The sequence below is a fragment of the Azospirillum sp. FG154 genome, from assembly GCF_057809575.1.
This window is the reverse complement of record NZ_JBMDKF010000001.1, coordinates 467,578-478,762: the sequence shown is the minus strand read 5'-3', so window position 1 is coordinate 478,762 and position 11,185 is coordinate 467,578. Positions and strand designations below refer to the sequence as shown.

Genomic DNA, 11,185 nt, shown 5'->3' with positions numbered 1-11,185 from the left:
GCCGCCGCGCCGCTTCGTGAAGCGCCGCCCCGTCGGTGGAGCGGGTTATAGTGGCACCACACCAATCCACGCAACTCCTTTTTTGCGTCTGCGTGAAAAATTTCTGACGCTTCGATTTCGGTCGGATTTTGCCACCGTCATTCCAAGGTCATGATCCGGGGGCCAGCGGACAAAGCCAAGCGCCAGCCCCTCACTGTATGGTGTCCTCAACAGCGCGGCGGCGTTCGACGCGATCCCGACGCGGCCTTCCTCGGATTGACAGCGCCGCTCATGCTAGGCATCGTCCTCCCCGTTGGACATAACCCGGCTGGCCGGGGCATAGGCTGCATTCACTCGTTGGAATGCGCAGGATGGAGCATCCGAGGAGAATGACGATGCGTTCGAGGCTTTCCCGCCTTCCCACGCTCGCCCTGACCGCCGCTGGATTGGCCTTTGGGTTGACGGTTTTGGCGACATCCACGACGGCGCGCGCCGCCGACAGCGGCTCCACCGAGATGGAGCGCGAGTTGGACGGCCTGCACCGCGACGTCGCCAACAAGCCCCCCTCCGGACTGGATCGCCACACCCGCGCGGTCGAGCGCGGCGACACGCTGATGGATTTGCTGACCGGCTCCTCGGTTCCACGCAACGAGGCCAGCGAGGCCATCGCCGCCCTGCGCGACGTCTATGACCCCAAGAAGCTGAAGATCGGCCAGCAGGTGACGGTTCTGTTTGAGCCGCGCCGGGGCGGAACCCGCAAATTTGTTGGGTTGGAGTTCCAGCCCAACGCGACACGCTCGGTGTCCATCGCCCGCAAGGGCGACAGCGGCTTCGCCTCCAGCCAGGAGGAAAAGGCGGTGTCGCGCCAACTGGTCGCGGCGCAGGGCGTCATTCGCTCCAGCCTGTTCGAGGCGGGCGCCGACGCCGGGGTGCCGACCTCGGTGATGATGGCCTTCATTCGCGATTATTCTTACGACGTTGATTTCCAGCGCGACCTGCAACCCGGCGACCGTTTCGAGATTCTGTATGAAAAGCTGGTCACGGCGGACGGCGACACCGTTGGCGACGGCGACGTGCTCTACGCCGCCCTGGTGTTGAGCGACGAGGAAATGCCGATCTACCGGCACAAGACCCGCGACGGTCGCGTTGACTATTACAACCGCGACGGCGAAAGCATCCGCCGCGCCCTGCTGCGCACGCCGATCGACGGCGCGCGGATCACCTCGGGCTTTGGCATGCGCCAGCACCCGATCCTGGGCTTCAGCAAGATGCACCAGGGCGTCGACTTCGGCGCGCCGAAAGGAACGCCGATCTACGCCGCCGGTCGCGGGGTGATCGAGGAAGCCGGACCGCACGGCGCCTATGGCAATTACATCCGCATCCGCCACAACACCGACACAGCCACCGCCTACGCCCATCTCAGCCGTTTCGCCAGCGACACGCGGCGCGGCGCGCGGGTCGATCAAGGCGACATCATTGGCTATGTCGGGGCCACGGGGCGCGCCACCGGAGCGCATCTGCATTACGAAGTGCTGAAGGGCGGCCACCAAGTCAACCCGCGCTCGGTCGATCTGCCGACCGGGGAAAAGCTGAATGGACGCGAATTGCAGGAGTTTGTGCAGACGGTGCGGTCGCTCGACAAGAGCTATCAAGACACGCGCGGCGGCTTGCAACTGGCGCGCAGCCCTGGCGGTCCGCATTCCGGGCTGCAAAACGACAAGAGCTGCAAGACGACAAGCTGCTGACGGGAGGACGGCGCGGCGCCGTCTTCCGTCAATCCTGATGCATCATCCGGCGCAGCGCCCCGACGAACTGTTTGCAATTCGCGTCATCGTCCAGCATGCGTTGCAGCTTTTCGCGCATCAGCATGGCCTTTGGCTTTTGGTTCATCGCGCGTTCGATGGCGACCTCGGCCTCGCCCGCTTTCATCACTTCATTGTCCGACATGGCGCGCGCCCTGCTTCCTGAACGGATGTTCCGCCCCATCCTGCGCCAAGCGGCCCGCCGCCGCAATCGCCACGCGGCTCAGCGGTATTGACCGACGGTTTCCACCGCCTGACCGCCGGTTCCGAGCTTGAACTCGGTCACGCCGGGGGCGCTGTCCGGGTTGACGCCGCCCAAATCCAAACGGCGGACGCCGCGTTCCTTCAGCGCCAGAATGGCCCGCCACAGCACAAAACGCATGGCGCCGCTTTTGCGGCCAGCTTCGTTCGCCCAACTGACTTGGCTGGTGGCCGTCGCCCCATGGCGGAAGAACAAACCGCTGGCCACCGGCGACCGCTTGTCCATCGCCGTCACCATCAACGCGCCGGACTCGGCCCCTCCCGCCTTGACCAGAGCGTTGCGCAGCCGCACCGCCAAAGCGCCCGTCATTGGGCGGAAGCCTTTGCCCAGCGCCTGGTCATGCTCTTGCTTCATCAGCCAGGGCAGATTGTCGGCCTGCCAATCCGCGTCGATCACCAAACCGCTTTTCTCGGCCCCACGCAGACGCTGCCGCCAATCCCGCGCCAGACCAGCGCGCAACGCCTCCTCGCTCATCCCAAGGTCGAGCCACACCGTCTGATAGCCTGGACCATGGCGGTGAAAGCCGCAGCGTTTCAGCAGGTCTTCATTCTCCGGCGAGGCGGACAGTTCGGGCAGGACGCTGGAGCGGCTGAGCGGAGAGCGCGGGCAGGCCTTGCGCAGCAAGCGGAAGGTCGCTTCCAGCGTTTCGGCGTCCGGTTCGATTCCGTCGAGCCAGAGGGGGCCGCGATGGAACTGCCGGTCGTGGAAAATCTTGAGCATCCGCCGTTCGAGGATCTGCGCCAGCCCGATGGCGACGCCGTCGCGACGGATCACCCCCAACCGGGGCAGATAGCCGTAGGTCCGCCCCATGGCCCGGCCATAGGCGAAGCTTTGCAACAGGGTCGAATGGGAGGCGCGGGCGAACAAGGAGTCCCACTCGCCGACCGTCCCCTCGTTCCAGGCGATGGAGATCTCCGCCATGACTGTGGGCCGTTCGGTCAGGCGGGCGGCAAGGCGCCGGTCGCCTCTTCCACCTGGGCGAAGGTGGGTCGGTATTCCGGTTCCAGCACATTTCGGGCGTATTCCACGGAAATCGCTGGGGCGTAGCCGGAGAGATGGGCGATCATCCCGGTTTTCATCGCCTGATAATATTTGCCTTCGGCGTGGTAGATGCTCTTCAGGCCGCTGGCCATGGGGGCGAAGAAGCCGTAGGCCACGAGAATGCCGGTGAAGGTGCCGACCAGCGCGCCGCCGATCAGCTTCCCCAGCACTTCCGGCGGTTCGGAAATCGATCCCATGGTGTGAATCACGCCCAGCACCGCCGCGACGATGCCCAGCGCCGGCACCGCGTCGGCCACCGCCTGGATGGCGTCCGACACGCGCTGATGCTCGTGGTGCATGGTTTCGATGTCCTCGTCCATCAGATCGACGAGTTCATGCGGGTTGTCGGCCCCCAGCGACATCAGCCGCAGATAGGTGCAAAGAAATTCGATCGCGTGATGGTCGCTGTAGAACTTTGGAAATTGCTGAAAGAGTGGAGAATCTTCCGGTTTTTCAATGTGCTGTTCAAGCGCCAGCAATCCCTTGGTCTTGGCGATCTTGAAGACCTGATACATCATGGTCAGGGCTTCGAGATAATCCTCTTTTTTGTATTTTGGCCCTTTGAAGAGATGGCCGATTTCTTTTCCGGTGTGCGATATGACGGATTTTGGATTTGCGATGAAAAAGGCGCCCGCCGCCGCTCCCAGAATAATCATGAACTCGAACGGCATCCACAGCACGCCCATGTGGCCGCCGCCCAGGACATAACCACCGAACACGCAGAAGACCACGACGCCGAAACCGATCATCACAAACATGGGGTCTCATTCCTCCTGAATTTCGGCGCCGTCGCCTGCCGACGCTCAACGTCAGCCTGCGACCATCCTATGGCGGCCTTGTGGCGGGAGACTCCATGCCCAGCCCGAAAATCCCCCAAACGGCCTACCGCTTTCGCAGAAAACCTGTTTGATCCTAGACGCGCGGGAACGTCCTGTCACGACAGGACTGGTCCATCAGGGTTTGTCGGGGGGCAGCAGCGCCTTGATCCGGTCGCGCAACGGTCCAACCTCGTCCAGCGGCAGGGCGAAGTGACAGGCCAGAGTGCGCGGAATCGACAGGGCCGACTGGCGCAACGCCGCCCCCGCCTCGGTCAAGGCCACGATCACCCGGCGTTCGTCCGCCGGGTCGCGGCGGCGCTGGACCAGACCATTCGCCTCCATCCGCTTCAAAAGCGGCGTCAGGGTGCCGGAATCCAGATCCAGCGCGTCGCCCAATTCGCCCACCGTCCGGGGCGCGCGTTCCCACAGCACCAGCATCGCCAGATATTGCGGGTAGGTCAAACCAAGCTTGTCCAGCAAGGGGCGGTACAGCCGGGTGATTCGGTTGCTGACGGAATAGAGCGCAAAGCAAAGCTGGCGGTCGAGCCGCAACAGCTCGCCGCCAGCCGCGTCGTCCGCGTCGGTCATGCTGGGGAGCGGCGCCGCCGCCCCCCCATCTTGATCCAGGTCCTGGTCCTGATTGTCGATCATGCCGCCTGTACGGTGAGAGTCACGTCGATGTTGCCGCGCACAGCGTTGGAATAGGGGCAGACCTGGTGCGCGGTGGCAACCAATTCTTCCGCCGCCGCTTGGTTCAGCCCCGACACGGAAACGGCCAACGCCACCCCCAGATAGAAACCGCCCTCGGCGTTTTGGAACAGGCTGACGCTGGAGGCGACCGAGGCGTCGGTCAAGGGCAGCTTTTGCAGGCGGGCGACGTGACGCACCGCGCTTTCAAAGCACGCGGCGTAGCCCGAGGCGAAAAGCTGTTCCGGGTTGGTGGCGTCGCCCTTGCCGCCCAGGCTCTTGGGCATGGCGAGCTTGAGGCTGAGCAGGCCGTCGTCGGTCTGGACATGGCCATCGCGGCCACCGGCGGTGCGGGCGTGGGCGGTGTAGAGAGCGGTCATTGGGGCGATCCTTATGCTTGGGGGTGTGGGGTGGTTCGTGCTGGGCTTATTGATAGCGTCATATTTAATTGTACGCAATATAATTGAGCGTTATTGAGATGCGCGGCGGGGGGATGGCTGGGATGCGCGGGGAATGGGGATGGCGCGACGTCGGCTTGCGACGCCCCCACCCCGACCCTCCCCCGCTGACGCGGGAGAGGGGGCCTTTCACAATGGCCACGCCGATCCCCTCCACCTCGAAGAGGGGGAGGGCTAGGGAGGGGGCATCGCAAGCCGACACACGCCACAACGAAAAAGGGGCCGCCTTGCGGCAGCCCCTTTCTCAACCCTTACCGCTCGAACCGGCGGATCAACCGATGCGCCAGACGTCCGGGATGTTTTCCAGACGCTTCAGCACGGCGACGCGCTGCTGTTCGATCTCGTTCGGCAGACGGCTGCCGAAGCGGTTGAACAGCTCTTCCTGGTCCTTGGCTTCCGCCTCGGCTTCCTTGCGGTCGATGTCCATGATCTTGCGGAACTTGTCTTCCGCGAAATCCAGACCGGCCCAATTGAGGTCCTTGTAGCGCGGCGAATAACCGAACGGCGACTCGGCGACGTCGGTAGCCCGACCGCGCGCGCGGTCGACGATCCATTTCAGAACGCGCATGTTGTCGCCAAAGCCCGGCCACACGAACTTGCCGTTCTCGTCCTTGCGGAACCAGTTGACGCGGTAGATGCGCGGCAGGCTTTCGACCTTGCCTTCCATCGACAGCCAATGGTTCCAGTAATCAGCCATGTTGTAGCCGCAGAAGGGCAGCATGGCGAACGGGTCGCGGCGGATGGCGGCCTGGCCGACGGCGGCGGCGGTGGCTTCCGACCCCATGGTCGCCGCCCAATAGACGCCTTCGCGCCAGTTGTACGACTCGAACACCAGCGGGAAGGTCTTCGACAGGCGACCGCCGAAGATGAAGGCGCTGATCGGAACGCCGGCGGGATCCTCCCACGCCGGGTCGATCGACGGGCATTGCGCCGCAGGCGCGGTGAAGCGCGAGTTGGCGTGCGCGGCGACGCGGCCACAGCCCGGCGTCCAATCCTTGCCCTGCCAGTCGATCAAGTGGTCGGGCGGGGTGTCGGTCAGGCCTTCCCACCAGATGTCGCCGTCGTCGGTCAAGGCGACGTTGGTGAAGATGACGTTGTGGTCGAGGGTCTTCAGCGCGTTCGGGTTCGACTTCACGCTGGTGCCCGGCGCGACGCCGAAGAAGCCCGCCTCCGGGTTGATGGCGCGCAGCGTGCCGTCGGGCTGCGGCTTGATCCAGGCGATGTCGTCGCCGATCGTGCGGACCTTCCAGCCCTCGAACTCCTTGGGCGGAACCAGCATGGCGAAGTTGGTCTTGCCGCAGGCCGACGGGAAGGCGGCGCCGACATAGGTCTTCTCGCCGGTCGGGCTTTCAACGCCCAGGATCAGCATGTGTTCGGCCAGCCAACCCTGCTCGCGGCCCATCGACGAGGCGATGCGCAGCGCGAAGCACTTCTTGCCGAGCAGCGCGTTCCCGCCATAGCCCGAGCCATACGAGACGATGGAGTGCTCTTCAGGGAAATGGACGATGTATTTGTGATCGGCGTTGCACGGCCACGCCACGTCGGCCTGACCGGGTTCCAGCGGCGCGCCGACCGAATGCAGGCAGGGCACGAAATCGCTGTCGCCCAGCACGTCCAGCACCTTCTGGCCCATGCGGGTCATGATGCGCATGTTGACGGCGACGTAGGGGCTGTCGGAGAGCTGCACGCCGATGTGGGCGATGTCGGACCCCAGCGGACCCATGCTGAACGGCACCACATACAGGGTGCGGCCCCGCATGCAGCCGTCGAACATGCCGTCCAGCTTGGCCTTCATCGCCGCCGGATCCATCCAATTGTTGGTCGGACCGGCTTCTTCCTTGGTCTTGGAGCAGATGTAGGTGCTGTCTTCGACGCGCGCGACGTCGCCCGGATCGGAGCGGCAGAGGAAGGAGTTCTTGCGCTTGGCCTCGTTCAGGCGAATGAGGGTTCCGGCCTCGACCATTTCGTCGCACAGGCGGTCATATTCCTCCTGCGACCCGTCGCACCAGTGAACCCGCTCCGGCTTGCATTTCAGGGCGATTTCCTCAACCCAAGCCAGGAGCTTCTTGTTCCGCGTCCGCGTGTTTCCAGTCATCGTCGTTCTCATCCGTTGCGCGCCGGTCCGGCCCCATGCCCGCTGTCCGTCAACTCCCCTGTCGCCGACGGCGACGGGAGGCGCCACGCGTTGATTGCGCGCGACGGTGCGGCGGCTGGGTTGGGCCGATCCGGCTTTGGTCGTTGTGTCTTGTGCGAAAAAGCGGCGGCGACCGCCGATTCAGCGGCCCGGCGCGGCGGCGAACCGGAGGAAGCCGAAGCCCCCCGCGATTCCCGCTGGGCCGGAGCCGAGACAAAACGGTGCAAAGGGCGGTCCGAGGGCGAAAGGCCCGGACGGAAAACGGGTCGATCCGTTATGGTCCACTGAAGTGATCTCCTGGTTGCGCTGGTCATGCGCCGCGTTGTTTTTTTTGGTGCGGCGTCTGCTGGTGTCGAACGGTGTCGCGGCTGTGCTTTCTTGTTGTTGGGCGCGGGGCGTCTTCAGACGGTCGTTGCGTCGGACGGCGCGGCGCCGGGGCGTCCCGGATCTTGCGAACCGGGGCCATCGGGCTTGGAAGCGGGTTGCGGTCCGCCTTGGCGGACCCATGGCGGAAGACCAGCCAAAGCCAGTCTAACCGATTCGGGATCATTGACGCGCTGATTGAAATCAATCCGCGCGACCGTCCCGCCGCGACGCAGGTCGCAACCGTCGGGATCGAGTCCGGTCACGGTCCAGGCGCCGTTGGCGCCCGTCCCCTCGGACGTGGCGGCCAACGCGCCGTTGACCTCGTCCAGAAGAGCGGCTTCGGCCTGGGCCAACGCGGGCGCGCCCATCGGCGCCCCCAATTCGTCAGCGGTCAACCAATGGATGCGCCCGAACCCGGCGACCAGATGGGCGCGGTCGATGGCGACGCGGTGCAGCGCGAAATCGGCGAAGTCGGCGTAAAGCGCGGCGTCGGGATGGCGGCGCAAAAAGCGCGCGCGGTGGCGCGGTTCGTCGGAACGGGCGACGCGGCCCAGAACCGACAGGCGGGCGCCGGTCAAGGGCTGGTCAAGCCCGACCGTGCCGTCGAACAGCAGGCCGACGCGCGGGTCGGCGGCCAGATTGCGGGTGTGCTCGGCGAGGGTGGACATCAGCAGCAACGGGCTGCCGTCCAGATCGAAGGCGACCAGGACCAGCGACGGGTAAGGCCAACCGGCGGATGGGTCGCCGTCGTCCGCTCCACGCCCCGCCGTCGCCAGAGTCGCGCGGTCGCAGGCGCGCATCAGGCGGCGCGCCAAATCGGCGTGTGGCTTGGCCGCCCCCATGGGCGACGCGCCGTCCGCCCCGCCTGGGGAGGACGCGCCAAAGGCTTGCGTGAAACTCATGCCAAAAAACGAGTGCGCTCTCCCGCGCGGCGCCGTTGTTCAGCGCCGCATTGCCGCCATATTGGACCAGAAAAATGCCCTGGGAAAAGCGAAAACTGCCTTACGAGGCTCCTGTCTGTCATAATCTGCCGGAATGGCTCTTTCCCTTTTCCGGCGCCCGCCACCCTAGAGAGACTGACCAACGACCATGGCCCACACCGTCGCCTTGGTGGATGACGACCGCAACATCCTGACCTCCGTTTCCATCGCGCTCGAAGCCGAAGGGTTCGAGGTGCGGACCTACGCCGACGGGGCCGAGGCCCTGCGCGGCCTGACCCAACGTCTGCCCGATCTGGCCGTGCTCGACATCAAGATGCCGCGCATGGATGGGATGGAGCTGCTGCGCAACCTGCGCCAAACCTCGCAGATCCCCGTCATCTTCCTGACCAGCAAGGATGATGAGATGGACGAGGTGATGGGCCTGCGCATGGGCGCCGACGACTACATCAAGAAGCCCTTCTCGCAACGCCTGCTGGTCGAGCGCATCCGCGCCCTGCTGCGGCGCGAGGCGCTGCGCGACGACGGCGCCGCCGTCGCCGATCCAGGCCAGATCATCACGCGCGGGCCGCTTCTGCTCGACGGGGCGCGGCACGCCTGCTTCTGGAACGACCAGCCCATCGACCTGACCGTGACCGAATTCCTGCTGGTGAAAGCGTTGGCCCAGCGGCCCGGCCATGTGAAGAACCGCGACCAGTTGATGGACGCGGCCTATGGCGAGCATGTCTATGTCGATGACCGCACCATCGACAGCCACATCAAGCGGCTTCGCAAGAAGTTCAAGGCGATTGACGCCGATTTCTCGCAGATCGAGACCCTCTATGGCGTCGGCTATCGTTACAAGGAATAGCGCCCCCCCCTCGGCGGCTTCGACCGAAGGGCGCCCCCACCGGCGGCGGCGGATTTCGCCGCTGACGCTGCGCGTCCTGGCGGTCAACGTCCTGGCGCTGGCGCTGCTGGTGGTTGGCCTGCTCTATCTGGGCCGCTACCAGGACCGGCTGATTCAGGCCGAGATGGAGGCGCTGGCGACCGAGGCGCGCATCTTCGCCTCCGCCCTTGGCGAAGGGGCGGTCAACCGCATCCTGACGCCGCCCGCCCCCGCCGGGGGGAACATGGCGGAGGATGTCGGGGGCGAACGCTTTGAGCTGGAACCCGAACTGGCCCGTCCGATGATCCGCCGTCTGGCCGAGGCGACCGCCACCCGCACCCGCCTGTACGACATCGGCGGGCGCATGCTGTCCGACAGCCGGGTGCTGACCGGCTCGCAAGGGCGGATCGAGATTCGCGAATTGCCCTCCCCACCCGCCGGAGACGTGCTCTCGCAAGCGATCAACAGCTTGTACAACCGTCTGATCGACGTGGTCCCCAGCCGCGAAGGATTGCCGATTCACCGCGAGGAACGGGGCAAGCCGTCCACCGACGTTGAACGCGCTTTGACCGGCGAGACCGGGGCGACCGTCTGGCGCGTGGAGTCGGCCACGGGCGATCCCGAATTGTTGCTGACGGTCGCCGTCCCGGTCCAGCGTTACCGCGAGGTGCTGGGGGCGGTGCTGCTGACGCGCGGCGGCGGCGAGATCGACCGGGCCATCCGTTCCGTGCGCTTCGACATTCTGAAGGTGTTCGCCGTGGCCCTGCTGGTGACGGTGGCGCTGTCGATCTATCTGGCCGGAACCATCGCCCAACCCATCCGCAAGCTGGCCCAGGCCGCCGACCGGCTGCGCGCCAGCCATGGCCGCCACACCGAAATCCCCGACTTCACCCACCGGGGCGACGAGATCGGCGAGCTGTCGGGCGTGCTGCGCGACATGACCGCCGCGCTGTGGGCGCGGATGGACGCCATCGAACGCTTCGCCGCCGACGTGGCCCACGAGATCAAGAACCCGCTGACCTCCCTGCGCAGCGCGGTGGAAACCGTGGTCCGCATCGAGGATCCGGGCCGCCGCGCCCGGTTGCTGGCGATCATCGCCGACGACGTGCAGCGGCTCGACCGCCTCATCAGCGACATCTCCAACGCCTCGCGCCTGGACGCCGAGCTGTCGCGGGCGGAGTTGGAGCCAGTGGACATCGGCGCCATGCTGGCGATGCTGGCGGACCTTCAGCGCAGCGTGGAGGAGACCGACGACGATGATGGAGAGAAGGAGATGGAGTCGGAGCGCGCCGCGCCGCCGCGCCTCGTCATCGACGCCCCCGTCGGCGAGCGGTTGATCGTGCCGGGTCTGGAAGGACGGCTGACCCAAGTGTTCCAGAACCTGATCGCCAACGCCCTGTCCTTTTCACCCCCCGGCGGCGAGGTTCGGGTGAGCGCCCGACGGGTCGGACGCGCGGTTCAGGTGGTCGTGTCCGACCATGGCCCCGGCATTCCGGAGGGCAAAGAACAAGCGATCTTCGAGCGTTTCTACACCGAACGCCCGGCGGGCGAGAAGTTCGGCACCCATTCCGGTCTTGGACTTTCCATATCCCAACAGATAATCAGTGCGCACAATGGTTTGATACGCGCACAGAATAGACGCGCAGACGATGGTCGCATTGACGGCGCTGACTTTCACGTTACGCTGCCGTTGTTGTGAATTTTTGCGGAAAAGTTGTATGACCCGTCGCTATGCTGTGGACAAAGCCCGAGTATAGGTCAATTCTGTTGACGGTCATTCTTCGCTCGCACCCTTTTCCCGCTTTCGTTTGCGCGCGCGCCTGACCGTGGCA

The 11,185-nt window shown here is 65.3% G+C and carries 10 protein-coding genes; 3 read left to right on the top strand and 7 right to left on the bottom strand.

Translation table 11 applies throughout. The annotated features are described in order from the left end of the window. Window positions 1-374 precede the first annotated feature (374 nt). Window positions 375-1,724: a M23 family metallopeptidase gene (locus ACODS4_RS02330; protein WP_488860298.1), complete on the top strand. Its 1,350-nt coding sequence runs from the start codon at window positions 375-377 to the stop codon at window positions 1,722-1,724. Window positions 1,725-1,752: 28 nt separating this feature from the next. Here the strand turns inward: ACODS4_RS02330 and ACODS4_RS02325 are convergent, their stop codons facing one another. The 7 genes from ACODS4_RS02325 to ACODS4_RS02295 form a co-directional block, all read right to left on the bottom strand. After that, on the bottom strand, window positions 1,753-1,926 hold the full coding sequence (locus ACODS4_RS02325; protein ID WP_488860296.1) for a hypothetical protein: 174 nt from the start codon (window positions 1,924-1,926) through the stop codon (window positions 1,753-1,755). 78 nt (window positions 1,927-2,004) lie between these two features. Then, the gene (locus tag ACODS4_RS02320) at window positions 2,005-2,964 is read right to left on the bottom strand and encodes a lipid II:glycine glycyltransferase FemX (RefSeq protein WP_488860295.1); all 960 of its coding nucleotides are present in this window, start codon (window positions 2,962-2,964) and stop codon (window positions 2,005-2,007) included. 17 nt (window positions 2,965-2,981) lie between these two features. Continuing rightward, a complete protein-coding gene (motA, locus tag ACODS4_RS02315) occupies window positions 2,982-3,842 on the bottom strand; it encodes a flagellar motor stator protein MotA (RefSeq protein ID WP_488860293.1) in 861 nt (286 codons plus the stop codon). 195 nt (window positions 3,843-4,037) lie between these two features. Further along, complete coding sequence (locus ACODS4_RS02310; protein ID WP_488860291.1) at window positions 4,038-4,553, bottom strand: MarR family winged helix-turn-helix transcriptional regulator; 516 nt, start codon at window positions 4,551-4,553, stop codon at window positions 4,038-4,040. Next, on the bottom strand, window positions 4,550-4,969 hold the full coding sequence (locus tag ACODS4_RS02305; protein ID WP_488860289.1) for an organic hydroperoxide resistance protein: 420 nt from the start codon (window positions 4,967-4,969) through the stop codon (window positions 4,550-4,552). The genes ACODS4_RS02310 and ACODS4_RS02305 overlap by 4 nt, the downstream gene beginning before the upstream one ends. A 349-nt stretch (window positions 4,970-5,318) precedes the next feature. Then, window positions 5,319-7,142, bottom strand: coding sequence for a phosphoenolpyruvate carboxykinase (GTP) (locus ACODS4_RS02300; protein WP_488860287.1), 1,824 nt, complete (start codon window positions 7,140-7,142; stop codon window positions 5,319-5,321). Window positions 7,143-7,582: 440 nt separating this feature from the next. Then, entirely contained in the window at window positions 7,583-8,449 is an 867-nt protein-coding gene (locus ACODS4_RS02295; RefSeq protein WP_488860285.1) for a HugZ family pyridoxamine 5'-phosphate oxidase, read from the bottom strand. 187 nt (window positions 8,450-8,636) lie between these two features. Between ACODS4_RS02295 and ACODS4_RS02290 the strand changes: the two genes are divergently transcribed. Continuing rightward, window positions 8,637-9,335, top strand: coding sequence for a response regulator transcription factor (locus ACODS4_RS02290; protein ID WP_488860283.1), 699 nt, complete (start codon window positions 8,637-8,639; stop codon window positions 9,333-9,335). Beyond that, the gene (locus ACODS4_RS02285; protein ID WP_488860281.1) at window positions 9,307-11,052 is read left to right on the top strand and encodes a stimulus-sensing domain-containing protein; all 1,746 of its coding nucleotides are present in this window, start codon (window positions 9,307-9,309) and stop codon (window positions 11,050-11,052) included. Before ACODS4_RS02290 ends, ACODS4_RS02285 begins: the two co-directional genes overlap by 29 nt. Window positions 11,053-11,185 lie beyond the last annotated feature (133 nt).